The organism is Bacillus sp. Xin1 (assembly GCF_013314535.1).
In the GTDB taxonomy this organism is placed as follows: Bacteria; Bacillota; Bacilli; order Bacillales; family Bacillaceae_G; genus Bacillus_A.
This window is the reverse complement of sequence record NZ_JABUAE010000010.1, coordinates 1-24,993: the sequence shown is the minus strand read 5'-3', so window position 1 is coordinate 24,993 and position 24,993 is coordinate 1. Positions and strand designations below refer to the sequence as shown.

The 24,993-nt window shown below is 36.1% G+C and carries 28 protein-coding genes and 1 other annotated feature; of the genes, 17 read left to right on the top strand and 11 right to left on the bottom strand.

Features of this window, described 5'->3' with window-relative positions; genetic code table 11:
• Positions 1-38: 38 nt before the first annotated feature.
• Both HRG09_RS11670 and HRG09_RS11665 read left to right on the top strand, forming a co-directional pair.
• A complete protein-coding gene (locus HRG09_RS11670; RefSeq protein WP_174100968.1) occupies positions 39-1,220 on the top strand; it encodes a NupC/NupG family nucleoside CNT transporter in 1,182 nt (393 codons plus the stop codon).
• Positions 1,221-1,876: 656 nt separating this feature from the next.
• Entirely contained in the window at positions 1,877-3,058 is a 1,182-nt protein-coding gene (locus tag HRG09_RS11665; RefSeq protein WP_174100967.1) for a NupC/NupG family nucleoside CNT transporter, read from the top strand.
• A 42-nt stretch (positions 3,059-3,100) separates the two neighbouring features.
• On the opposite strand, the gene HRG09_RS11660 is transcribed toward HRG09_RS11665, so the two are convergent.
• From HRG09_RS11660 to HRG09_RS11650, 3 genes are all read right to left on the bottom strand, one after another.
• Positions 3,101-4,270, bottom strand: a complete 1,170-nt coding sequence (locus tag HRG09_RS11660) for a DUF418 domain-containing protein (RefSeq protein ID WP_174100966.1) — start codon at positions 4,268-4,270, stop codon at positions 3,101-3,103.
• Positions 4,271-4,442: 172 nt separating this feature from the next.
• A complete protein-coding gene (locus tag HRG09_RS11655) occupies positions 4,443-4,949 on the bottom strand; it encodes a ferritin (protein WP_000953326.1) in 507 nt (168 codons plus the stop codon).
• A 215-nt stretch (positions 4,950-5,164) separates the two neighbouring features.
• Positions 5,165-5,479 carry a MazG nucleotide pyrophosphohydrolase domain-containing protein gene (locus HRG09_RS11650; protein WP_174100965.1) on the bottom strand — a complete coding sequence of 105 codons (315 nt, stop codon included), beginning with the start codon at positions 5,477-5,479 and terminating at the stop codon, positions 5,165-5,167.
• A gap of 73 nt (positions 5,480-5,552) precedes the next feature.
• Between HRG09_RS11650 and HRG09_RS11645 the strand changes: the two genes are divergently transcribed.
• Positions 5,553-6,131 carry an LOG family protein gene (locus tag HRG09_RS11645; RefSeq protein WP_174100964.1) on the top strand — a complete coding sequence of 193 codons (579 nt, stop codon included), beginning with the start codon at positions 5,553-5,555 and terminating at the stop codon, positions 6,129-6,131.
• A 150-nt stretch (positions 6,132-6,281) separates the two neighbouring features.
• Positions 6,282-6,575 (top strand): hypothetical protein, encoded by a 294-nt coding sequence (locus tag HRG09_RS11640; RefSeq protein ID WP_174101057.1) that lies wholly within the window; start codon positions 6,282-6,284, stop codon positions 6,573-6,575.
• Between the two features lie 23 nt (positions 6,576-6,598).
• On the opposite strand, the gene HRG09_RS11635 is transcribed toward HRG09_RS11640, so the two are convergent.
• Both HRG09_RS11635 and HRG09_RS11630 read right to left on the bottom strand, forming a co-directional pair.
• Entirely contained in the window at positions 6,599-6,796 is a 198-nt protein-coding gene (locus tag HRG09_RS11635; RefSeq protein ID WP_174100963.1) for a hypothetical protein, read from the bottom strand.
• A gap of 490 nt (positions 6,797-7,286) precedes the next feature.
• Positions 7,287-7,724, bottom strand: coding sequence for a Dps family protein (locus HRG09_RS11630; RefSeq protein WP_174100962.1), 438 nt, complete (start codon positions 7,722-7,724; stop codon positions 7,287-7,289).
• A gap of 207 nt (positions 7,725-7,931) precedes the next feature.
• Between HRG09_RS11630 and HRG09_RS11625 the strand changes: the two genes are divergently transcribed.
• From HRG09_RS11625 to HRG09_RS11615, 3 genes are all read left to right on the top strand, one after another.
• Complete coding sequence (locus tag HRG09_RS11625) at positions 7,932-8,366, top strand: DUF3920 family protein (protein ID WP_174100961.1); 435 nt, start codon at positions 7,932-7,934, stop codon at positions 8,364-8,366.
• A gap of 114 nt (positions 8,367-8,480) precedes the next feature.
• Positions 8,481-8,891, top strand: coding sequence for a MarR family winged helix-turn-helix transcriptional regulator (locus HRG09_RS11620; protein WP_174100960.1), 411 nt, complete (start codon positions 8,481-8,483; stop codon positions 8,889-8,891).
• Between the two features lie 49 nt (positions 8,892-8,940).
• A complete protein-coding gene (locus HRG09_RS11615) occupies positions 8,941-9,639 on the top strand; it encodes a pirin family protein (RefSeq protein ID WP_174100959.1) in 699 nt (232 codons plus the stop codon).
• 45 nt (positions 9,640-9,684) lie between these two features.
• On the opposite strand, the gene HRG09_RS11610 is transcribed toward HRG09_RS11615, so the two are convergent.
• Entirely contained in the window at positions 9,685-9,975 is a 291-nt protein-coding gene (locus HRG09_RS11610) for a hypothetical protein (RefSeq protein ID WP_174100958.1), read from the bottom strand.
• Between the two features lie 490 nt (positions 9,976-10,465).
• Between HRG09_RS11610 and HRG09_RS11605 the strand changes: the two genes are divergently transcribed.
• Positions 10,466-12,115 carry a M4 family metallopeptidase gene (locus HRG09_RS11605; protein WP_174100957.1) on the top strand — a complete coding sequence of 550 codons (1,650 nt, stop codon included), beginning with the start codon at positions 10,466-10,468 and terminating at the stop codon, positions 12,113-12,115.
• A 228-nt stretch (positions 12,116-12,343) separates the two neighbouring features.
• On the opposite strand, the gene HRG09_RS11600 is transcribed toward HRG09_RS11605, so the two are convergent.
• Complete coding sequence (locus HRG09_RS11600; RefSeq protein WP_000076465.1) at positions 12,344-12,658, bottom strand: metal-sulfur cluster assembly factor; 315 nt, start codon at positions 12,656-12,658, stop codon at positions 12,344-12,346.
• Between the two features lie 139 nt (positions 12,659-12,797).
• Between HRG09_RS11600 and HRG09_RS11595 the strand changes: the two genes are divergently transcribed.
• On the top strand, positions 12,798-13,898 hold the full coding sequence (locus tag HRG09_RS11595) for a TIGR04053 family radical SAM/SPASM domain-containing protein (protein ID WP_174100956.1): 1,101 nt from the start codon (positions 12,798-12,800) through the stop codon (positions 13,896-13,898).
• A 216-nt stretch (positions 13,899-14,114) separates the two neighbouring features.
• On the opposite strand, the gene HRG09_RS11590 is transcribed toward HRG09_RS11595, so the two are convergent.
• Positions 14,115-14,960, bottom strand: a complete 846-nt coding sequence (locus HRG09_RS11590; protein WP_174100955.1) for a class I SAM-dependent methyltransferase — start codon at positions 14,958-14,960, stop codon at positions 14,115-14,117.
• A gap of 90 nt (positions 14,961-15,050) precedes the next feature.
• Positions 15,051-15,325: a binding site (T-box leader), on the top strand.
• 51 nt (positions 15,326-15,376) lie between these two features.
• Here HRG09_RS11590 and metG point away from each other — a divergent pair.
• Positions 15,377-17,011, top strand: coding sequence for a methionine--tRNA ligase (gene metG / locus HRG09_RS11585; RefSeq protein ID WP_174100954.1), 1,635 nt, complete (start codon positions 15,377-15,379; stop codon positions 17,009-17,011).
• A gap of 238 nt (positions 17,012-17,249) precedes the next feature.
• Here metG and HRG09_RS11580 read toward each other — a convergent pair whose 3' ends face one another.
• Positions 17,250-18,152 (bottom strand): EamA family transporter, encoded by a 903-nt coding sequence (locus tag HRG09_RS11580; protein ID WP_174100953.1) that lies wholly within the window; start codon positions 18,150-18,152, stop codon positions 17,250-17,252.
• Positions 18,153-18,616: 464 nt separating this feature from the next.
• On the opposite strand from HRG09_RS11580, the gene HRG09_RS11575 reads away from it, so the two are divergent.
• The 5 genes from HRG09_RS11575 (at position 18,617) to HRG09_RS11555 (ending at position 21,812) form a co-directional block, all read left to right on the top strand.
• Positions 18,617-19,231, top strand: a complete 615-nt coding sequence (locus HRG09_RS11575; protein ID WP_174100952.1) for a DedA family protein — start codon at positions 18,617-18,619, stop codon at positions 19,229-19,231.
• A 286-nt stretch (positions 19,232-19,517) separates the two neighbouring features.
• The gene (locus HRG09_RS11570) at positions 19,518-19,736 is read left to right on the top strand and encodes a helix-turn-helix transcriptional regulator (RefSeq protein ID WP_174100951.1); all 219 of its coding nucleotides are present in this window, start codon (positions 19,518-19,520) and stop codon (positions 19,734-19,736) included.
• On the top strand, positions 19,726-20,433 hold the full coding sequence (locus HRG09_RS11565) for a DUF3169 family protein (RefSeq protein ID WP_174100950.1): 708 nt from the start codon (positions 19,726-19,728) through the stop codon (positions 20,431-20,433). Before HRG09_RS11570 ends, HRG09_RS11565 begins: the two co-directional genes overlap by 11 nt.
• Before the next feature lie 29 nt (positions 20,434-20,462).
• A complete protein-coding gene (locus HRG09_RS11560; RefSeq protein WP_174100949.1) occupies positions 20,463-21,539 on the top strand; it encodes a M50 family metallopeptidase in 1,077 nt (358 codons plus the stop codon).
• Between the two features lie 132 nt (positions 21,540-21,671).
• Complete coding sequence (locus tag HRG09_RS11555) at positions 21,672-21,812, top strand: DUF3985 family protein (RefSeq protein WP_174100948.1); 141 nt, start codon at positions 21,672-21,674, stop codon at positions 21,810-21,812.
• A 139-nt stretch (positions 21,813-21,951) separates the two neighbouring features.
• On the opposite strand, the gene HRG09_RS11550 is transcribed toward HRG09_RS11555, so the two are convergent.
• Complete coding sequence (locus tag HRG09_RS11550) at positions 21,952-22,338, bottom strand: DUF3938 domain-containing protein (protein ID WP_174100947.1); 387 nt, start codon at positions 22,336-22,338, stop codon at positions 21,952-21,954.
• 372 nt (positions 22,339-22,710) lie between these two features.
• Positions 22,711-23,604, bottom strand: a complete 894-nt coding sequence (locus tag HRG09_RS11545) for a YitT family protein (RefSeq protein ID WP_174100946.1) — start codon at positions 23,602-23,604, stop codon at positions 22,711-22,713.
• A 274-nt stretch (positions 23,605-23,878) separates the two neighbouring features.
• Between HRG09_RS11545 and HRG09_RS11540 the strand changes: the two genes are divergently transcribed.
• A complete protein-coding gene (locus HRG09_RS11540) occupies positions 23,879-24,163 on the top strand; it encodes a hypothetical protein (RefSeq protein WP_174100945.1) in 285 nt (94 codons plus the stop codon).
• 28 nt (positions 24,164-24,191) lie between these two features.
• Positions 24,192-24,974 (top strand): membrane protein insertase YidC, encoded by a 783-nt coding sequence (locus HRG09_RS11535; protein ID WP_174100944.1) that lies wholly within the window; start codon positions 24,192-24,194, stop codon positions 24,972-24,974.
• Positions 24,975-24,993: the final 19 nt, after the last annotated feature.

Genomic DNA, 24,993 nt, shown 5'->3' with positions numbered 1-24,993 from the left:
TAAAGCGTTGAATAAGGTTTAAATGGAGGATTTTATATATGAAATTTGTTATGTTTCTTGTAGGATTACTCGTTGTATTTATACTCGGTTTTCTTATAAGTGCGGATCGAAAGAAAATTAAGTATAAGCCGATTGTGGTTATGCTTGCTATTCAGTTGGCATTATCGTATTTCTTATTAAATACACAAATTGGTTATATTTTGGTGAAAGGAATTTCTGACGGATTTGGAGCATTGCTTGCATATGCTGAATCTGGAATCGTTTTCGTATTTGGTGGCCTTGTTAATAAAGGAGAGGTTTCATTCTTCTTAACAGCATTATTACCAATCGTTTTCTTTGCCGTATTAATTGGAATTCTACAACACTTTAAAATTTTACCGATATTTATTCGTTCAATTGGTACCCTGTTAAGTAAAGTGAATGGTCTAGGAAAACTAGAATCATATAATGCAGTAGCAGCGGCAATCGTTGGTCAGGCAGAAGTATTTATTACAGTAAAAGATCAATTAAGCAAGATTCCGAAACATCGTTTATATACGCTTTGTGCATCTTCAATGTCAACGGTATCGATGTCAATCGTTGGTTCTTATATGAAAATGATTGATCCAAAATATGTAGTAACAGCACTTGTATTAAATTTATTTAGTGGTTTCATCATCATTCATATTATTAACCCGTATGATATTACGGAAGAAGAGGATACACTTAAGTTAGAAACCAAACAAAAGCAATCATTCTTCGAAATGCTTAGCGAATATATTATGCTTGGATTTACAATTGCGGTAACAGTAGCAGCGATGTTACTTGGTTTCGTAGCATTAATTACAGCGATTAACAGTTTGTTTGATTCTGTATTCGGTATTACATTCCAAGCTATTTTAGGATACATTTTCTCACCATTAGCATTTGTAATGGGCATCCCACAAGCAGAGATGGTAACAGCAGGACAAATTATGGCGACAAAATTAGTATCAAACGAATTTGTTGCGATGCTGGACCTTGGAATAGTAGGAGGAGAATTATCAGCTCGTACAGTTGGGATTCTATCCGTATTCCTTGTATCATTTGCGAACTTCTCATCTATTGGAATTATCGCAGGTGCAACGAAAGGGATTGATGAAAATCAATCAAACGTTGTGTCTTCATTCGGGCTAAGACTTGTATATGGTGCAACGTTAGTAAGTATTTTATCAGCAATTATTGTTGGAGTTATGTTATAGAAATGAAAAAGCAGTGAGTATGAGCTTACTGCTTTTTTGTATGGAGAAGATGATAAGAAGAAATACATTGAGATGGCGAGTGTGCTGAGGTGGGAAAATAGTAAATGAAATTTTATCCCGCATTAACGGACAGTAAGACCCCCACCTCAATATTCAGAGAGAAACGAGGAAGATAGGTGGGGGATCAACTGTCCGTAAAAGCCCGATTGGTTCAACTAATGATCAGTGGGGGATGAAGAAAACCCCCACTGATTAAAGTTTCACTTTATCAGCGATTTTTCAAATATATCGACTGTTTCTCAGCATATATCGGCGCAAATTAAAATATATCAGCGATTCGACAAATAACGACAAAAAATATATAGCATCGAGAGAGAGGAAAGGGATAAATTAACATATAATTTATTTGAAAAATTATATTGCATTTCATTTGGATAACGCTTACAATCTGTTTATGGGTGGTATCAGTTTCATACTTTAAATCGAGTAGAGAAGAAGAGGCTACCAATTATAAATTGCAATTTATGTAAACGCTTACTGGTTTTACGTTACAGTTTAAAGTAAATAGTATTTTAAGGGTTCTTATTTTTTAAATATCAATGGTCAGACGTCATTCGTTGAACGACAGATAACTTATGGAAGTGGAGGATTAACATATGAAACTAGTTATGTTTCTAGTTGGTTTACTTGTTGTATTTGTACTAGGTTTCCTTGTAAGTTCAGATCGAAAGAAAATTAAGTATAGACCAATCGCAATTATGCTTGTGATTCAATTGGCATTGGCATACTTCTTATTAAATACAAAGATTGGATTTGTATTAGTAAAAGGAATTTCAGATGGTTTTGGTGCTATTTTAAAATATGCAGAGGCAGGGGTTAACTTCGTATTTGGCGGCCTAGCGAATGATGGACAAGCACCGTTCTTCTTAACAGTATTATTACCAATTATTTTCTTAGCAGTATTAATTGGAATTTTGCAACACATTAAAGTTTTACCGATTATTATTAAAGCAGTCGGTTTCGTATTAAGTAAAGTGAATGGTCTAGGGAGATTAGAATCATATAATGCAGTAGCAGCAGCAATCGTTGGTCAAGGTGAAGTGTTTATTACAGTAAAAGACCAATTAAGTAAGTTACCAAAAAATCGTTTATATACACTTTGTGCATCTTCTATGTCAACAGTATCAATGTCAATCGTCGGTTCTTATATGAAAATGATTGATCCAAAATATGTAGTAACAGCACTTGTATTAAACTTATTTAGCGGATTCATTATTGTTCATATCATTAATCCTTATGATATTAGTGAAGAAGAGGACATTTTAGAATTACAAGAAGATAAGAAGCAAACGTTCTTCGAAATGTTAGGCGAGTACATCATGCTTGGGTTCTCGATTGCAGTAACAGTAGCGGCGATGTTAATCGGATTCGTTGCATTGATTACAGCAATTAACGGCGTATTTGATTCTATTTTCGGCATTACATTCCAAAGCATTTTAGGATATGTATTCTCACCACTAGCATTCGTTCTAGGTATTCCAGCATCAGAAATGCTACAAGCAGGACAAATTATGGCAACAAAATTAGTAACAAACGAATTTGTTGCGATGCTTGATTTAGGAAAAGTAGCTGGCGATTTATCAGATCGTACAGTAGGTATCTTATCAATCTTCCTTGTATCTTTCGCAAACTTCTCATCTATTGGAATTATCGCAGGTGCAACGAAGAGTATCGATGGAAAACAAGCGAATGTTGTATCTTCTTTCGGATTAAAACTTGTGTATGGTGCAACGTTAGTAAGTATATTATCAGCGGTTATCGTTGGGGTTATGCTTTAAAAATAGGAAAAGCAATGAGCTTATGCTCATTGCTTTTTTTATTTAACTTACTTTCTTTAATTTTCGCTTAAAGGCAGGCCTTTTTAAATAAGTGCCAAGTCTCCATACATATTCAACTGGACCTATGCGATATCTTTGTAACCAATAGGTACTAGCGTATAATTGAACGCTATAAATTCCAATCGTCAATACGGCGCCAAAGAAGTAACCGATTTTTCCATATAATCCGAAACCGTACGCATAAAAAATCGTAGTAGCAATGATAGTCTGTGCTAAATAGTTACTAACTGACATTTTACCCATATTAGCCACATACTCAAGTAAGCGTAATGCCTTTTTGTAATGGAATAAGAGAATAATTGAGCTTCCGTAAAAAAGGGCCATGCCTAATGGTGAAACACTGTCTTTTAGCATAATGAGAATCGGTTGCTGTGTTAATAATGCTAAAATTTTTACTGTGAAAGAAAAGATACCACTGATAAGCCAAAGTTTTTTGAGGGAAGATACATGTTTATCTATTTCAAACAGCCATCCTTTTTTCCCGACATATATTCCTAGCAAGAACAGCGGGGCCATTAGAATGATCATCAAAAAGGTTAGGAGGAATCCCCCGGAAAATCCAGTGATTCCAATATCTTCGAATGGATTTTCGTATAGGCGGAATTTTATATGATCTGTATAACTCCCGGTTTTGTGGACTGTTTGTTCTTTTCCAATGTAGGAGGAAAAATCCTCTACATTTGCATTGGACTCAAATGGGTAAGAAATAAACATAGTAAATGCTAGTAAGATAAAGGCCCAAATAAGCAATGTTTTTGGTTTTCGATTGATAAACATCATTAAGAAAATCCCTACAATCCCATATGCAAATAAAATGTCTCCGCTCCAAATAAATATACCGTGAATATATCCAAGAATTAGTAAAATAATAATTCGTCGTATATAAACCGGAAAGAAACGTTTTTCTTTTGCGAGAATGCTCTTTTGCAGCAGAATAATACTAAGACCAAATAGAAAAGAGAATAGGGAAATGAAGTTGTGTGTACCAAAAAATTCAATAAACCAATTGGCTCCTTCATCGATCTTTCCGAATACATAAGTAGGTTGTTCACCGCTAAACATTCCAAATTGAATTAATGTTATATTAACAAGTAAAATACCGAATAAAGCAAAACCACGAACGGCATCGATTGCTTCTACACGTTGTTTCATTGAGATAATCTCCCTCCCGCTTGCACTCTATATTGAAAATAATACCATTTATAATAGTAGTCCTATGTAGAATAAGTGAAGATTTAAGCTGATTTTAATCCGATGTTAAGGTAAGAGGGAGAGATTAGAAAATAAAAATCACCTTAACAAATTCGTTAAGGTGATAAAGATATTACTCAGCAGGAGGAGTAAACGTACGTTTCTCTAATTCTGCATCTAACATAAATAGAGCGTTAGAATCGCTTGTAATACGTTTTAGTTTCTGAATGATGCTATCGAAAGAAGCTTCTTCTTCAACTTGTTCATCAACGAACCATTTCAAGAAAGTAATCGTAGCGTGTTCACGCTCGTCCCATGCGATATCAGATAAGTTATAAATACGTTTTGTTACTTCGCGTTCGTGTTCTAATGCAATTTCAAATGCACTTAAAACGGACTCGTAGTCATTGTTTGGATTTTCAAATCCAGTAATAATCGCACGCTCTCCGCGGTCATTAATATAATTGTAAAGTTTCATTGCATGGAAACGTTCTTCTTCTGCTTGAACAAGAAAGAAGTTTGCAAATCCATCATAGCTTTCTGCTGTGCAGTAAGCGGCCATTGCCATATAAACATGGGCAGAATAAAATTCAAAGTTCATTTGATCATTAAGTGCATCGTGTAGTTTAGTAGATAACATAAAAATCCTCCCTTGTATAATATCGGTAATATTATATCATGAATGATAATATTCTTATTTCGTTTCTCCCGCATTAACGGGCAGTAATACTCCTATCTCAATATTCAGTGAAAAAGAAGGAGACGGTTAGGGGGGAAACTGCCCGTAAAAGCCCGATTGGTGAGGGCTAACCATCAGTGAGGATGAAAGAAATCCCCACTGATGGAAGTTTCACTTTATTGGAAACGTTTAGATAGTTTTTCTACATGTGCCTCCATAATATCTTGTAAGTCTAAATCATATTTTTGAGAAAGAATAATAAGATTAGCAAGTACATCCCCAAGTTCTTCTTTTAATTCTATTTTCAATTCTTCTTCTTGTTTTTCCTGCTCATCCGGGCGATCGCGTCCAATTTCAATCGCGCGCACAACGCGTGAAACTTCACCTACTTCTTCCACTAAGAAATTTAAGCGAATAAAAGAGTTATATTGTGACCAGCTTCGTTTTTCGTAAAAATCCTCGATCCATCTTTGAAATTCAGCTATATTCATTTCTTTCTCATCCCCTCAATATGTTGTACAATGTTCATTGTATCATAACAATATATAGTTTTGGGGTGTAGGTATGAGAAAGGTTTGTGTGTTTGCAGGTTCTAATCTAGGAGAGAGACCTGAGTTTAAGGAGCAAGCAATTAAGCTTGGAGAAGTACTTGTTCAAAATAATTGTGAATTAGTATATGGCGGTTCATGTGTCGGTTTAATGGGAGAAGTAGCCAATGAAGTGCTTCGTTTAGGTGGTCGTGTCACAGGTGTTATGCCTCGCGGGTTATTTCGCGGAGAAATTGTTCATGAAGGATTAACTGAGCTAATTGAAGTGGAAACAATGCATGAACGTAAAGCGAAAATGGGAGAGCTTGCGGATGCATTTATTGCATTGCCAGGTGGCTATGGAACATTTGAAGAATTGTTCGAAGTAGTATGTTGGTCACAAATCGGAATTCATGACAAACCAGTTGGTTTATTAAATATTATGGGGTTTTATGAGCCAATTTTGCAAATGGTTGATCGCGCAGCAAAAGAAGGATTTATGAATCCATCGAATAAAGAGTTAATTGTTTCGGCGGATCATGCAGAAGAATTATTGCTTCGCATGAAAAATTATAAACGACCTGTTATGGGGAATAAGTGGAAGCAATTGTCATAATACGAATATATAGGTAATTGATTATAGAACACATGTCATTTTTATTAAAACGACATGTGTTTTTATTTTGGGAATTATGTTAGCGTTTTTTGTGTATCGAGATTATAGAACGTTAAGTTTTGACGAGTGGAGGAGAGAGTGGAAAAGGTCATGTTTCCGGAGTTTACATTTTTACGGCCTATCTTTATAAGCTGTATAGCTATTTTAGTTCTCGTCATGTTAATTATTACATATCAAAGAAAAGTGCTTATTAATGGATTTTCTTTATGGCTTATTATACTAACTTGTATTGTTGTTTCAGGAATAACTCTCTTTATGTCGGGATTTATCGTGGATGAGTATAATTTAGGTGGAGATGAACAATCTTTTTATATGTTCTTAGGAATTATTGTTATTAGTATTTTGAATGTAATCATCCATTATATAAAAAAGGAAAGAAAATAATAAATATTAAAAGGCATTCCATATTATTTCGGAATGCCTTTATCTGTTTTATTATTTTGCTTCTTATATAAGTACCAACCGCTCCAACCACCAGCGATGGCAAGGACAATGAGGAAAGGATAACTTCTTGTGTCTACGGTCAGATTGAAAATATTTGCTATACTTAAAGCAATTCCAACAGTTAATAAGGCGAAAAATGCTCGAATCAAATAGTCTTTCAACTGAACCACTCCCGTCATTTGATGGTGATACTAGAATGCTTTATATAAATCCACGTTGAAAAGTTGATATAAAACCTAATCTTTTTAGGTGGGAGAGAGCGTCCGGCTATGCATAGTAGCGGTCAGACCCTTTTTAGGCCCATGCCGAATGAAAACAAATGTAGAAAGCGAATGGAAATCCCTTTTTGTTTTCAGAGCCGCAATGTAGATGTCAGCAAATCAAAATGGATATATACCTAAATGATGAATAGTTGTTTAGACTAGACTGTATTTTCTATATTTTAACATAAAAATTATTGAAATATGGCAGTAAATAACTAAATCCCCCAAAATGAATTGGGGGATTTAGTTAGCGAGCCGCTTTCGCTTTTAGTGGTATCCAGCTTCAGCGGCTAGAATATTCGGTGGCTGCGCTTTTTCCTGCGAGGCAAAGAGCGCCTCTACGTCAAAAGCTCCATCCCCTCACATTCTGAGCGAGCCACTTTCGCTTTTAGTTTAAGAATGCGCGTAGCATCCAAGCGTGTTTTTCTAATTCTGTGTAGATGCCAAGTAGTAAGTCAGATGTCATTTCATCGTCAGCGTCTTGTGCGATTTCCATGCCTTTTTTCAATTCAACTAACATCATTTCGTAGTCCTTCATAATCGCTTCTACCATCCCTTCTGCAGTTTCTCCGTAAGCTGCTTCTTGAATAGAAGATAGTTCTAAGTATTCTTTCATTGTCGCTACTGGTTTGCCGCCAATTGCTAAAATACGCTCTGCAATTTCATCGATGTGTCCAGCTGCTTCTGTATAAAATTGTTCAAATTTCTCATGTAGTGTAAAGAATTGAGGTCCTTTTACATACCAATGGAAGTTGTGTAGTTTTGTAAATAATACGTTCCAGTCTGCTACTTGTTTGTTTAATACTTCGATTACTTGTGTGTTCATATGATCAATCTCCTTTTGAGTTATTGTATTGTTTACTAATTTATAATTATTATAATCTAGTAATTGATATAAATCAACCTTTTCCAAACAGTATTTTTGAACATTTTTTGAACTAGGTGTAATGTGATATTGCAATATGTGTTTATTTTTTATCATATTGTGGCATATGTATAGGAAAAGGGATTTTAGAAAGGAGAATGGAGGCCAATGGAACTCCAGTTTCAAAACGTATATCAGCAAGCTGGGAATTGGTACGTGCTGGATTCAGAGTTTCCATGGGATATTCAGCAGGTGAAAAATGATGTATTTTCACTTATTGAGCAGCGTGAAATTCCGGTTATTTTTTGCGATACGTGTGATACAAATGATGTGCTTGTAAAATTAGGAGAAGAAGAAGAAGAGTTTTTATTTCCTTTAAGCGGTTTTTATCATAAAGAAAGACAAATGATTTTTGTTTGCATGTGGGAACAGTATGAACAAGTGCTTAAAACTTTACTGCATGAGTTTCGGCATTCGATGCAGCATGAAAACAATGTATTGTATATAGAAAAAGAAGTATATGAGGCACGTTGGATTGAAAGGGATGCTAGGGCATTTGCTGAACGTAAAATAAATGAATATATGAGAAGGAATATAAACTAATGTATAGTGGTGGGAACATCACTATCTTTTTGTTTTTAACTTACCAAAATAAAGTAGTTGACAATTAAAAAGTTTAGTTCTAAACTATGTATATCAAGCAAGCGAGGTGATGGAATGAAAGCAGAAGAAAGACTTGGACTATTATTATGGTTCCGTTTATCACGTTTTTATAACAGAAGCGTTCGCGAGACAAATCAACATTTGAAAGAGTGGGGTTTATCTGCTGCTCAGTTTGATGTGTTAGCTCAAATCGGCGGACATGATCGATTAACACAGCAGGAGCTTGGGAAAAAGTTATTTGTTACAAAAGGGAACATCACGCAGCTTTTAAATAAGATGGAGCAACTAGGGTGGATTAAGCGAGAACAAGAAGGGACTACGAAATATCTTTCGTTAACAGAAGCTGGGAAAGTTTTATATGGAGAAACTGTCCCGCCCCAAGAAACGTTTCAAGCGGAACAATTTAATAAATTAGATTACAACGAACAAAAACAATTATTAGAATTACTGAGAAAGTTACAATAAAAAATTTTAAATAAATATCTCGAATTCGAGATAATATGAGGTGAAGGATATGTTTAAAAAAATTGATCATAAAAATATGGGAAGAGCGAATCATGGGTGGTTAAATACGCATTTTCATTTTTCATTTGCAGATTATTACAATCCAGATAATATGCACTTCGGAGCACTTCGTGTTATTAATGATGATCTAGTAGCAGCACAAACAGGATTTGATATGCATCCACATCGTGATATGGAGATTATTTCTTACGTTGTAGATGGTGAGTTAACACACCAAGATAGCATGGAGAACCGCGGTACAATTGAGCGTGGACATGTACAATATATGAGCGCTGGTACAGGTGTATTTCATAGTGAACATAATTTAGGAAATGAGACATTACGTTTATTACAAATTTGGATTTTACCAGATCGTGCTGGACACACGCCGAACTACGGTGAGTTTAAGTTTGATTGGAACAAACGTGAAAATACATGGTTCCATATGGTATCTCCAGTTGATGGGGGTGCACCAATTGCGATTCATCAAGACGCAAATTTATATTCGCTATCATTAGAAGCAGGAAAAGAAATTAGTTTACCTGTTAGTGAAGGGCGTCAAGTGTACCTTGTACAAATTGAAGGAAGCGGCGAAGTAAATGGTAAGACACTTGTGATGCGAGATGCGGCAGAAGCAGTTGAAGAAGATATTCGTATCCGAGCAACAGAACAATCACATTATTTAGCGATTGAGATGAAAAAGCAATAAGAGACAATATGAATAAAAAAGAAATAGTGCAGTGAAAATAATGCGCTATTTCTTTTTTTGTTTTTTTAAATTTCTCATACGAAACATCTTGAATACTTTTAAGATTAGAATGAAAAATAGATTTGCTAACGCGGTACCGATAAAGAAAATGGCGAGAACAAATTCATTTAGCCCATTATTGAACAAAAACTGAGCATAGAAGAGGACAGCAAATATTGTTGAAACGATAGCAGGTAGAAAATATGTGATTGTTTTGTGCTGTAGTTTGATGAACAGGAAGAAAGTCGCTAATAATGTTATCGGACAGAAGGAATACATAATTATTTGCGGTAACATTATCTCACCACCTTTTAAAGATAAAGTGAAACTTTAATCAGTGGGGGTTTCCTCATCCCCCATTGATTATTAGCCCTCACTAATCGGGCCTTTACGGGCAGTTTATCTCCCACCTAACTTTTTTAGAAAAGCGGAAGCGGCTCATTCAGAATCGCAGGACGTTGGAGCTCCCGACAGAGAGGCGCTTTTTGCCTCGTCCGAGGGAGCGAAACGACCGGAGATTCTAGCCGCTAGAGCTGGACATTGTTTACACTGAATTTTGAGGTGGGAGTATTACTGCCCGTTAGTGCGGGATAAAGTATGAGTCAAGTTAATATGCAATGTTAACTTGACTTTTTACATGTAGATTTCTTTAAATATACTAAAAGTGTAATTTTTTAGGGAAAATTGCGAGGAAATTCTTTCTCAATATTTTTTAAAAGGATATATTTCCCTTTTTCCGAAATGTATAAGAGTGTCAAAAAATTTTTGGGGAATGGGGAGTGTTAGATTGAAAAAGCAAGTCGTTTCATCAGCATTAGCTTTATCCGTTATCGCAGCAGGTTTTGGGGCATTTGGAGCAACAAAAACACAAGCGGAAGAACAAAAAGTGCAATACCACCAAGAATTTAAAACACCAGCTTACATAGGTGAGGAATGGAAAGCTCCAAAAGGATTAGATAAAAAAGAAACAGTATTTCAGTACTTAGAGAGTAAGAAGGACATGTTTAAATTAGCAGGAAATATTGATAAACACTTTAACATTGTTGGGGAAGAAAAAGATGCAGAATCGGGTACAACACATGTGAAGTTAGTTGAGAAACATAATAATATTCCTGTGTATGGTTCAGATCAAACGGTGGCAATCGATAAAGACAATAATGTAAAAGCGTTCTTCGGGCAAGTTATCCCGAATTTAGAAGATAAAAATATTCCGGCTGCAGCGAGCATTACTGATGAGAAAGCGGTAGAAATTGCGAAAGCTGATATTGAGAAAGAAATTGGCAAAGTAAATCAATATGATGGTGTGAAAAAAGATTTATATGTGTATGAAAAGGATGGACAATATTATCTTTCATACCTTGTAAAAGCATCTGTTTCAAAACCAGCTCCAGGTTACTGGCATTACTTTGTTGATGCAACAAATGGAAATGTGATTGAGAAATATAACGCAATCGATCATATTACTGGTTTTGGATATGGCGTGTTAGGACAGAGAGAATCATTTGAAATTGCTCAAGATGCAAAAACGGGAGCATTTAATTTATTTGATGGCAAACGTGGAAAGGGTGTTCATACGTTTGATGCACAAAATATGGATGAGAACTGGTTTAATCTCTTCTCACAATGGCTTGGATATACAGGTGAAGAAATAGAAAGTAAATCGAAGTTCTTTGAAGATAAAGCTGCTGTTGATGCGCATGTAAACGCAGGAAAAGTATATGACTATTATAAAAAGGTATTCCAACGTAATTCTTTTGATAATCAAGGTGCGAAGTTAATTTCTACTGTTCACGTAGGTGAAAGTTGGAATAATGCTGCGTGGAACGGGATACAAATGATGTATGGAGATGGGGATGGAAAAACATTTATTCCATTATCTGCAGGCTTAGATGTTATTGCTCATGAGTTAACGCATGCTGTAACAGAGCATACAGCAAATCTTGTATATAAAGATGAGTCTGGTGCATTAAACGAATCGCTATCTGATATTTTCGGTGCGATGGTAGACCGTGATGATTGGGAGCTTGGGGAAGATATTTACACACCAGGTAAACCAGGAGATGCGCTACGTTCCTTGAGTGACCCTGCTTCTATTAAAAACCCATTAAAACCAACTGAGGGCTATCCAGATCATTACGACAAACGTTATAAAGGAACAGCTGATAATGGCGGTGTTCATATTAACAGTAGTATTAATAACAAGGCAGCATATTTAGTGTCTGAAGGTGGCACTCATTATGGTGTGAAAATAAATGGCGTTGGCCGCGAAGCAACAGAAAAAATTTACTATCGTGCTCTTTCCAAATATTTAACTGCAAACTCTAACTTTAAAATGATGCGCCAAGCTGCAATTCAATCTGCGACAGATTTATATGGTACAAATTCTAAAGAAGTACAAGCTGTAACGAAAGCTTATGACGCAGTTGGTGTAAAATAGAAGAATAGTATGTGTATCGTTCTTTAATGGATAAGCTACCTTGTTTCCCCCTGTAAAAGCTACAGGGGATTTTTTTATCCAGCATTAACGAGCCGTAGTATCCCCACCTCAAAACTTAAGAAAATGCGAAGAAGTTTAGGTGGGTCCTATTAGGTTATTATGGGATAAAAACTAAGAAGGATGTTTAAATAGAAAACATCCTTCTTAGTTTTTTATGTTTATGTGATGTTAATCGCGAATGCCTAGTGCGATTTTCGCCATACGTGACATACGCTCTTTTGACCAAGGTGGATTCCAAACTACATTGACCTCTATTTCATTTACCTCTGGTACATTTGTCGATAATACTTTTTTGACATCTGATACGATTTGTCCCGCCATTGGGCAACCGATTGAAGTCATTGTCATTGTAATAACAGCATTATTATTTTCATCTGCTGTCACATCATAGACTAAACCAAGATTGATAATATCAACACCTAATTCAGGATCAATAACAGCCTCTAAATTGGCATATAATTTCTCTTCGAATTCTTGCGACATGCACAACACTCCTAATATTAATGATATCCATTCTCATTATAAAGGAAATAAGATAAAGATGCAGTGAAATAGCTCACAGTGTTTTTTTACAATCTTTCCTATACTGATTATAAGTATGTAGGGAGGAGCGAGATGGAAAATGAATTATGATGAAAATCCTTTTATTGTAATATGGGAAGTAACGCGTGCTTGTGAATTAAAATGTCTGCATTGCCGAGCGGAAGCGCAGTATAGGAGAGACCCGAGGGAACTAACTTTCCTTGAAGGGAAAAGATTAATTGATGAAATATATGAAATGGATCAGCCAATGCTAGTTTTTTCAGGCGGGGATCCGCTTATGAGAGAAGATATTTATGAGTTAGCAGATTATGCAGTGCAAAAAGGATTACGTGTTTCGATGACGCCGAGTGCAACTCCGAATGTAACGAAAAGGGCGATTCAAAAAGCAAAAGAGGTTGGACTTGCACGATGGGCCTTTAGTATCGATGGTGCTACAGCTGAGACACATGACCGTTTTCGTGGCGTGGCAGGGTCTTTTCAGCTTACGATGGATGCGATTCAATATTTAAATGAGTTACAGATTCCAGTCCAAGTGAATACAACTATTTCTAAGTACAATGTTCATGAAATAGAGAAGATGGCAGCGCTTGTTGAAAAATTAGGCGGTGTGCTATGGAGCGTATTTTTCCTTGTTCCAACCGGAAGGGGAAATGTAGATGATATGATTTCGCCAGTAGAACATGAACTTGTATTTCGTAAATTATATGAAATAGGTAAAACGGCATCGTTTGATATAAAGACAACAGCTGCCCAACATTACCGCCGCGTTGTGATGCAACAAAAAAATAAGGAAGTACAAAGCAAGAAAAGAATGTGTTATGAAGATGCACTTCAAAATGGCTTAACCGGAAAAATTGATGGCTTAGGACGAGCGCCAAAAGGCGTGAATGATGGCAACGGTTTTGTTTTTATTTCACATATTGGCGATGTGTATCCAAGCGGGCTATTACCAATTCAAACTGGAAATGTGAGAGAAAAACAATTACGGGATATTTATCGTCACTCCCCAATTTTTCAAGCATTACGTAATCCAGATGGCTATAAAGGGAAGTGTGGGAAGTGTGAATACCGCTATATATGTGGGGGTTCTCGTTCTAGAGCATATGCAATAACCGGTGATTATTTAGAGAGCGAGCCATATTGCGTATATGTACCGAAAGTTTTAAGAAGAAAAATGTGAAAATCCTATTGTCTTTTTAGTATACATCATGTATACTTCTAATTAGTTGATAACGATTATCAATATCAAATAAAATATCACTCTTCGTTATGTTGGTCATACCCCTTTTGACTGCGTAAGTCAGAGACAAAATGTTGAAATACCTTGTGTCCTATTCTACAGAATTATGGTAATCTCCAACCTCAACTTATATGCGTTAAGCATGCAAATAGGATCCTATCCGTGAAGGGATCCTTTTTTGCATGATATCGTTGCGATTAATGTATAAAGTTCTGGGATACGTTCTTCCATTCCTTCTGGGGCTGAAGAAGGGAAGACCCATCGTTGGTGTGGACCTCGCTCTTCAATGAGCTTTTCGATGCATAGGTTTGCCCCCGCGACTTCTGTAATAATTTCTCCTAACGTCCAGCGGCGAATCATCGTTTTAGGCAGTAGCTCTTGCTGCGCTTTATCTAGTAGAATGCTATAAGCAACGTTATCTTCAATTACTTCTTCAGAAAAATAATCTCCGCTTGCCTTAAACTTTTGATCATCTATCGCTAATAACTTTGTATAAAGAGGATGATAGTCACGAAGTATAAAAATACCCCCGTCTTTTAGAAGCCCTGAGATTAATTTGAAAAGTGGTTTGAGATCTAAAAAGTAATGAAGTACACCGAGTTCTAGTAATACAACATCGAATGATGGAGAAGGTGTTATTTCTAGTACATCTGAAACAATATATTCAATCGAAACCTTCGCAGCATCTGCTAGCTCATCTGCATACTTTGCGTTACTCTCAGAAATATCTACAACGGTTACATCGGCTCCTAATAATGCGAGGGCTACAGCTTTATTTCCTTTCGAGCCGAGTAAATTGATGATTCGTTTCCCTTGTGGATTTTGTATATAAGGTAAGTAGTGGGCTACTTCATGAGCAGGATCTTGCATAAGTTTTTTTGCGTATTCCTTTGGAGTACCGTGCCGATTCGTCCACGCTTCATAAGCTGCTGCACTCCAGCCTTTTTTATTTATGGCGCTTACTTGTTGTTGATTCAATGAAATCACTCCTTTTCTGAACATATAGATATTCGGAAAGGATTTTGAATTTCCTATTTTTAAAAATAAAAATTTGATTTTTCTGTATTTTATCCGTAAAATACGTGTTATATATGAAAAGCATTGAAAAGGAAAAGTAGAATGAAACCATTCTTTCCAGAGAGCTTTGGAAGCTGAGAAGAAGCAAGAATATTCATTTGAAAAATGGCCTTTGAGCTGCGTCCCGAACTTATCAAATGATAATAGTAGGCGGCGACGAGAGTTGGTTCTCGTTATCAAAACCACAGTATAAGAGCATGAGTATTGCTCCGTACTTGACGAGGTCAGCTATGTGAATAGTTGACGAAATAAGGTGGTACCGCGACTGTTTATACAGCCCCGCCCTTATCTTTTCTGAAGATAGGGGCGGGGCTTTTTATATTTTAAAGGAGGAATAGAAGATGAGCATTTTTATTGGTGGAGCTTGGCCGTATGCGAATGGATCGTTACATCTTGGTCATGTTGCGAGTTTATTACCAGGAGATATTTTAGCGCGTTACTATAGAGCAAAAGGAGAGAAAGTTCTTTACGTATCAGGAAGTGATTGTAATGGAACGCCAATTGCCATTCGGGCAAAACAAGAAGGGGTTACCGCAAAAGAAATTGCAGACCATTATCATGAAGAATTCCAGCGATGTTTTAAGGAGCTTGGGTTTACGTATGATTGTTATACACGTACAGATACAGAGCACCATCATGAAACGGTACAGAAGATTTTCTTACGTTTATTAGAAGAAGGATTCATTTATAAAAAAACAGTTGAACAAGCATATTGCGAAACATGTACACAATTTTTGCCGGATCGATATGTAGAAGGAATTTGTCCACATTGTCATGAACCAGCTCGTGGTGATCAATGTGATGCATGCTCAGCAATTTTAGATCCGCTCGATTTATTAGAAAAGAAATGTAAATTATGTGGAAATACCCCAGCGGTGAAGGAAACAGAGCATTTCTACTTTGCATTGCATAAATTTCAGGAGCAGATGAAAGATGAAGTAACAGCTGCAAAACAAGAAGGCGCATGGCGTGATAATGCGGTTCAACTAACAGAGCGTTACTTACAAGAAGGATTGCAAGACAGGGCGGTATCACGCGATTTACCAATTGGAGTACCCATCCCAGTTAAGGGATATGAGGATAAGAAAATCTATGTATGGATTGAAGCAGTGTCAGGCTATTATTCAGCAAGTAAACGATGGGCTGAAGAAACAGGCAAAGATGACGGGGAGTTTTGGAGTCGTAGTGCAAAGACTTATTATGTGCATGGAAAGGACAATATCCCATTTCATTCGATCATTTGGCCAGCTGTATTGCTTGGAGTCGGAGAAGAGGCCATTCCGCATCATATCGTTTCCAATGAATATTTAACAGTCGAGAAACGAAAATTATCGACAAGTAAAAACTGGGCGGTATGGGTACCAGATATATTAGAGCGGTACGAACCAGATTCGATTCGTTATTTCTTAACGACTAATGCACCAGAAAATCGTGATACCGATTTTTCTTGGCGGGAATTTATTTATAGTCACAACAGTGAGCTTTTAGGTGCATATGGGAATTTTGTGAATCGTACACTGAAATTCATTGAGAAGTATTATGACGGTGTAGTACCAAAGAGAAATGTAAATGTAGAACTGAAAGAAAGAATAGAGGAATTATATCTAAAAGTAGGAGAAGCAATTGAGCAGGCTCATTTTAAAGTAGCGTTGGAAACAATTTTTGAAACGGTGCGCTTTGCGAATAAGTATTTTGATGAGCAGGCGCCTTGGAAGCAAAGAGAAGAAGATCCTGCAGCTTGTGAAAAGACGATTTACACCTGTGTATATTTTATTGTGAATCTTGCTCAGTTACTTGAGCCGTTTTTACCGTTTTCTAGTGAAAGAGTGCGGAATATGCTATCGATTACGAATACGAGTTGGAAATGTGAAAGTACATTGCCAGAGCGGGTGAGTGATGTGCAACCATTGTTTGAAAGAATTGATCTAAAAGAAATTGAAAAAGAGGTAGAAAAGCTATACGCGGCATTAAAGTAGAAAGGGGAATGTTACAAAACTACAAGAAGAAATATAGCAAACTGCCGAGAGTTGGATGGCTCAAAATAGTAAATGAAATTTTATCGGCGATTTCCTAAATATATCGACCGTTTCTCACAATATATCAGCGATTCGACAAAGGATATCAATGCTTTGGCAAATAACGACAAAAAACAAGAGTTTCCCGAATCTTGTTTCTCAACACTCTATGAAAAAGAGCACACAATGTGCTCTTTTTTTAGGCGCTTTGTTCTATATTACGTTTCTTCTCTTTTCGTACAGTAAGAAATTGCGGTGTGAAAATACCGATTAATATACAAAGGATACCAAGCCATTGTAATAGCGATACGACTTCATGAACAAGTGTAATGGAAGCGATGATTGCTGTTGGTAATTCAACTGCTCCTAAAATCGTTCCAAGTCCTATTCCTACTTTTGGTACGCCAATGGAGAAACAAATGACCGGTACAACAACACCGAAGAATCCAAGGAAGAATGCATATTTCCATAATCCAGCTTGCAAGGCACCATCAGTTAAGAAGGTTGGCGGGAAAATTAAGCAAACGATAAGCGTAGCACTGGTTGTCATCAGAAAGCTTTTCGTATACGGTGGTACATTTGTAGCAACGCGTCCGCTTGCAAAAATATAAAAGGAAAAAGAAACAGCGGCTAATAGTCCAAAAATAATGCCTTTTGTAGAGAAGTTTTGGCCAAGACCTTCGAACACACCACCTGCAAGTAATGTTCCGGCAAATAAAATGATAATCGAGATCACTTTTTCGCGACTTGGTAATGTTTTGTTTGCAATTGCTTCAATGACTACCCCAATCCATGTAAATTGAAAGAGTAAGACAACAGCAATAGATGCTGGTAATTCTTCTACAGAAATGGCATAGAAAATTCCGGTCATACTCATTGTTGTTCCGACAGCCAATAGGGAAAATGCTTGTTTTTTTGAGATTTTATGACGTGAAAAGAAAAGAACGAGTAATAAAAGTCCAACCCAGCCAAATACATATTGTCCACCTAATAGCTCATGCGCAGAAAAACCATTCATAAAGCCGAGCTTGAAAATTGTCGAAAGTACGCCATAGCTGCAGGCGCCAAATAAAACTAATAGCGAAAACTTAAATTTCTCCATAAAAAGCCTCCTTTTTCAAATAAAAAACGCCCGCTATCCAATGAAGGACAACGGGCGAACGAAACAGAGTAAAAACTCTACAAAATTCCGCCACTCACAAAAGCGTGTGAGTTTGGTGATAGAAAAATAAGAAATAAAACAATTGCTAGTTATTATGATTCTAGTTTATAGCAATCTCATTTATATTTTCAATACAAATGAGATTTTTTGAAGTAAACTATACGAAAATAAGAGAAAAACGTAATTTTTTCGTATATAATAAAGGAGAAATGAAAAAAATTGCAAATATATAATAGATATTAGGGGAATTTGCATGAATATGGGTTATTTTAGTATTAACCTTACGAAAATGTAATCTAAATGTAAGTTATTGTGATAGTTATTTCGACAATTTTTTTATACAATAATAGTAACAGTTTGTACGTGATAGACGCTGTAGATTAAAGAGAAAAGGAGAGATCGACATGGAATGGATTCATGAATTATTTCAACAATACGGTTATTATGTAGTCCTTGTGGGATTGCTGTTAGAATATATTGCACTTCCGTTTCCAGGAGAACCAACATTAGCGTACGCTGGTTTCTTGGCGCATAATGGAGACTTACAATTATCACTTTTAATTATTTTATCATTTATTGGTACAAGTGTTGGGATGACAGTTCAGTACTTTTTAGGTAATAAACTTGGTATGCCTTTTGTGCAAAAATACGGTAAATATGTGTTTTTAACACAGAAAAAGATTGATTTAACGAGAATGTGGTTTGATAAATATGGATATTTTCTTATTTTCATCGGCTTCTTTATTCCAGGCGTACGTCACTTTACTGGATACTTTGCGGGGATTATTAATTTACCGTTCCGTCGCTTTGCGATAACGATCTACTCTGGCGCTCTATTCTGGGTATCTTTCTTCTTAATCGGTGGTTATTGGTTAGGTGGAAACTTACATGATATATTTGGAGTACTTGGACAGCACATCGGGAAAATTATTTTCGGAGTGATTGTCATTGTAGCCATTGCGTTAGGGGTTCGTTTCCGCAAGCAATTAAAACGCGTATTTGTACAAAGTGTAAATTAATATGGAATCCATTCTATGTCGAAATTTGGAAGAGACAGTGTTAATAGGCACTGTCTCTTTTTATTTTCCAGCTCCAGCGGCAAGAATGTTCGAAGATAAGAAAAAATCGACTTTTTCTCCATATTTCACCTCGTATATTATGTATTTTAAATGTATTATATAAAATTTCTTAATATGAATGTATAGTTGATTTTGACATATATTAGTGTCGAAATGACAATGATAATTGACAAGTATAAGGATATTATTTACAATTTTATTTAAATGAAGGGAAAAGAGGTTACATATGAAGCTTCAAAATCGAGTGAGAGAATTTCGGGCGAAGCACCGAATGTCACAAGGTGAGTTAGGGAAAGCAATTGATTCATCGCGGCAGACGATTAGCTTAATTGAGCGAGGTGATTATGCGCCATCGATTGTTTTGTCGCTTAAGATTGCGCAAGTTTTTGGGGTGCCGGTAGAGGACATATTTACGTTAGTTGAGGGGGAAGAAGATGGAGAATAGGGTAAAAGGTACAATGTTTTTTATTATAAAATTCTTAATGTCTATGCTAGTGGGGGCAATCGTTGGATACATACTAGTTCATTATTTTGATGTTAGGTCAACTAAAGATGATTCTTATGTCGCGATAGCTGCGCTGTTTATGTTTTGTGCAGCGGGGTTATTCTTGTTTGGAAAGAATGTGCGAACATTAGCAAAGTTACGTGATGAAGAAGAAAATATACAAGGACGTAGACTAGGAACTATGCTCATTTATTTACGTATAAGTGAAGTTATTGTGTGGTCTTGGGCGAGTTGTGCTGCCATTATGTATTATCGATCATTTACAGCCGGAACTCCTGTGTTATTTGAAATTGTAAACTTTGTTATAGCTACTGTATGTTTGATTCTTGTCATATGGAGTGGCTTTATGATGAAGAATCGATATAACAAGTTATACCCAGAACAATCCGTTACATATTCACAGTCTATGGAAATGTGGGCGAGAAATGCAGATGAGGGACAAAAGCATATCGTTCATGAAGCGGGTTACAAGGCATATCAATTTACAAATGGTGTGCTTGCATGGGCATGGATTCTGTCAATTGGTTATACAGTTGTAAGGGAAGCGGATTTCTTTCTAATCGGTATCATTTCATTTGTTTGGATATTACATATTGGGAAATACATGTATGAAATGCATAAAAAAATGATTTATTAATGTTAAAGATTACAGAGGAGAGAAAAACGGTGGATATTTTGAAAAGGCCAGCTTTTTCTATAGTGATTGCTTTTGCCTGTTCAGTTATATATGGATGGATTAGACCGGAAAAAATACAAGGCTTATTGGAACTGTGGGGAGCACTGGTTATTTTAGTGCTTGTTCTTGCCATTCATGAACTAGGGCATGTTATTTTTGGTTTGTTAAACGGTCTGAAGTTTAAATTTATGGTAGCAGGCCCTATTATTGTTCAAAAAGAGGGCGAGAAAATACGGATAAGGGAAAATAAAATGTGGATGTATTTTGGAGGCTTATCTACGTTATTACCTCCGTCTATATATACAGCAAACCTTTCAAAAAAGTGGGCATGGATGACGCTAGGTGGACCGATAACAAGTTTAGTTTTCGGTATTGTGTCAGGATACATATATATGGTGAGTTACTATCAATTTCTTTTATATTTTTCTGTATTACATTTAGCCATCTTTTTAGCTACAGCGATTCCAATGAAGGGAATTATGCTTAGTGATGGGAAACAGTTTTTAATCTTAATTAAAGGTGATGAAAAGGCAAAGCAACATTTACATAGTATTCAAGTATCTAGTGAGTTGTGGAGCTGCAAACGACCAAAAGAGTGGGATGAAAAGTTAGTAGAAATAAGTGAAGAAAAAATAAAGGGCGATGAAGAGGTAAGAGAAATGCTGAGTGATCTGATGCTTACGTTTTATTCACGATGTGATAGAAAAGGAATGGCGACAGGAATCACTTGCTTAGAACAGGTTTTACAAATACCTGTTACAAAAGAAAATAAATATTTTGTTGGTGGTTTTCATAGTTGGTATATGCTATATAAAGTGCTATATGATATGGATGATGTTTCTTTACAAAATATGAAGCAGCACGTGGAAGCTATAACAAAATTGGACCCGCATGGGTATTACCGCACACACGCGATTTTAAAATATTTAGAGAAGGATGCGGAATCCTTTCATACGTATATGAAAAAGGCTGAAAGTGAGCTGAAGTATGCCGAAAAGAGTGGAGCCGGTTATTTACAACTAGAACGAGAATGGTTCCATCTTTTGCAACAGAAACTAGTAATCTAAGGATATCTTACGCCAGGTGAGATATCCTTTTTTCTGTATGTAATTTTATTCGGTTCCATAAATGTAAGGGGGAGAGTAGAATGAAAGGACTTCCTTCAGCAGGAAGAAGAGAACGTTGTGGAGGCAGTACATATGGGTATTTTGACGCTTATTTTACTATTATTGCTCATTTACGTGTTCTGTAAAGTGACATATGTAGCACTGAAGCTGTTAGCGATTGTGTTAATGATTGTATTTATCGTTCAGTTTGGAGAGAAGTTACTGGGACTCTGAGGAGTGACGGCGTGTCAAACTTTGGCGAACGGTCGATATGTTGTGTCGAATCGCCGATATATCTCAGTAAATACATACTGGGGTATACAGATTGAAATAAAAAAGAGACTGGAAGATTTATCTCCCAGCCTCTTTTTTATTAAGAATTACTTTCGACTCCGCGGCCATTCTCTTCTTCATGGTCTTGCAATAGGTTAAATACATCTGCTAAGCAAAATGCAATAAACCAAGTCCAAAGACCGTGGAAGAAAGCTGAGCTTAATTGAAATGGTAATGTATAATTTGTCATTGAGTAGGAAATACATCCCCCGACGATTCCGATCATTGTTAATAGCATTGTTTTTTGAGCATTTTCTTCTGGATTAAAGAGGAAGAAAATGTATCCACCTAATATTGAAGCGCTTACAAGTGATTCGATTCCATTAAAAACGATATGTTCTCCAAGCTGAATGTTTGTCCAGAAGCAAATCGTACCACCGATGATAGCAAACAGTACAGCCACTATATAGCGTATATTTTGATTCATATGTTCATCTCCTTATGTAATAAGATGATTTGGAAGTCAAAAAGGTAGGTATAATAAATAGAAGTGAGTGTTAGTTGTACGTATCTTTTTTAATAAAAAGATTAAAGAAGAATAACTAAGATGATCGGCTTTTTTTAAACCGTTTCTTGTATGATGTGATAATAATTAGTTATTACGTAAACTTGCATTGAGATATACCCGACTTCTCGTTTCTTTTTGCTTATAAAAGTAAGAGAAACTCCCAAGTCTATACATTCTTTTTTGTAAGTCTTATTGTATTATAACATATTTAACGAGAGAATAATAGAATTATCTGATTTTGTAATAAGTGTAAAAGTAAAAGCGCAAGGAATTTTAGTTCCTTGCGCTTTCTTATATACGTTTGAAACGTCCAACGATTTCAACGGTTTCTGTAATATTCATAAATGCATGATTGTCTACCTGACGAATAATGCGTTTCATTTCTCCTAATTCGTAACGGGTTACGACGGTGTAAATCATTTTTTTCTTATGGTTGGTATAGCCGCCGACAGCGTCTACCATCGTCACACCACGTATGCCGTGATGCAGTAGTGCGCTTTTAATTTCCTCGCCTTTTTCTGTAATTGTCATGATCGTTAATTTAATGTGTTTTGTATGGACAGCATCGATTACTTTGCTGACAACAAAACGGCTAATTAACGTGTACAGTGTAATGTCCCATCCGAAAATAAAGCCAGCGACAACAAGTAAGATTAAGTTGAAGCCGAAAATAATAGCGCCAATCGAAATGTCTTTATATTTCGCTACAATCAATCCAACAATATCAAATCCACCAGTCGAAGATGCAAATCGGAATATAATCCCTGAGGCTGCACCACAGATAACACCACCAAATACAGAAGAAAGTAAAATATCATCTGATACTTGATGCACTGGGATGATATTCATGGCAAGTGATGATACTGCCACGAAATAAGCTGTTAAAAAGGTTGTCTTCTTTCCTAAGTAAAAGTGACTTAAAATGAGAAGCGGGATGTTTAGTAAAAAGATAAGTGCGCCGATATTATAGTGCATTAAATAACCGATAATCATCCCCACACCAGCGAAACCACCGCTAATCATATTATGCGGGATAAAAAACATGTTCATTGAAATAGCATACAAAATGGAAGCTATAAAAATAACAATCAACTGTATTATAAATTCTAAATGAAATGTTCTAGCTGCTGGGAAGGATAAAAAGGCAGTGTCGGGAACGTAATCGGCGTCTCCTAATTGACCCATAGTATGTTTCATCTCCATATTCATTTTTGATTACAAGAAGAGAATAATGCTTTTTTCAAAAACTGGCAATAGTTTTATTATAATGCAAAAATTTTATAAATTTCTAAAAAATCAAGCCTATTCAGTTATATGTGTGAATATACTAAAGAAAGCGAATACAATGATTTTCTATATTATTTTTGTGAGAGAATATGCAAAACTTTTTTTGAAAATAAAAGGAAATAGAGAATGTTTAGAGAATGTGCTAGAATGAACATATTAAGGATGTGAAGCGATGGAATTTTTATTGCAAGATGCAATTCTATATATAACGTTTGTAACGACAGCGCTTTGTTTATTAGAAGTCTTTTTTCTCGCTAATATTTCTCGCTTTGTACGGCAGCAAACATCAAGCGGTAGACAAAGAGCTTTCGCATTTGTTGATACATGTGAAGAACATATAGGAAATACTCCGCTTTTTTCCATCTTCTATAAATATGGAATGGTTCGATCGGTTCGTAGACAAGAATCAAGCGGAGAGAGTGACGAGGTTGGTCCGTATACACCAATGTTTCGCTAATTAATTACGAAACATTGGAGGAATGAACATGTTAAAATCATACCGAGCTGTGCTCGTTAGTTTATCATTATTACTTGTTTTTGTTGTATCTGGGTGTAGCAGTACGGCACCAATTGATGCAAATAGTACCGGGATTTGGGATCACTATTTCGTTTATCCAATTTCACTTATGCTTCAATTTGTGGCTCATCATGTACCTGGCGAAAGCTTCGGGATTGCTATTATTATCATTACGCTTTTGGTTCGCTTAGCGATAATTCCATTAGCTATCTCGCAATATCGAAGTCAAATGAAAATGAAAAAGATGCAGCCAGAGATGCAGAAATTGAAAGAAAAACATGGTGATGTAAGCAAGGATATTGAAAAGCAAAAACAATATCAAAAAGAAATGTCAGAACTAATGAAAACAGGCGGTTGGAATCCATTAGCTGGTTGCTTACCACTTTTGATACAAATGCCAATTTTCTCGGCATTGTACTATGCGATTAGCCGAACGGAAGAGATTCGTACATCTTCGTTTTTATGGGTAAACTTAGGACATGCAGATCCGTATTATATTTTACCGATTCTTGCAGCACTAACTACGTTTATTCAAATGAAAATTATACAGTCAAATACATCGGCAGGAGAGCAAGTCCCAATGCTTAAAATGCAGCAGTTTATGATGCCGGTGATGATTTTATTTATGGGGTTTGCCGCACCATCAGGACTTGTGTTGTACTGGGTTACAGGTAACATATTTACAATGGTGCAAATGATTGTATTACGAAAAGTAATGGAACGTGAAGAGGTACAATTACAAAATGCATAGAAGAAAGCCACTCTAATTT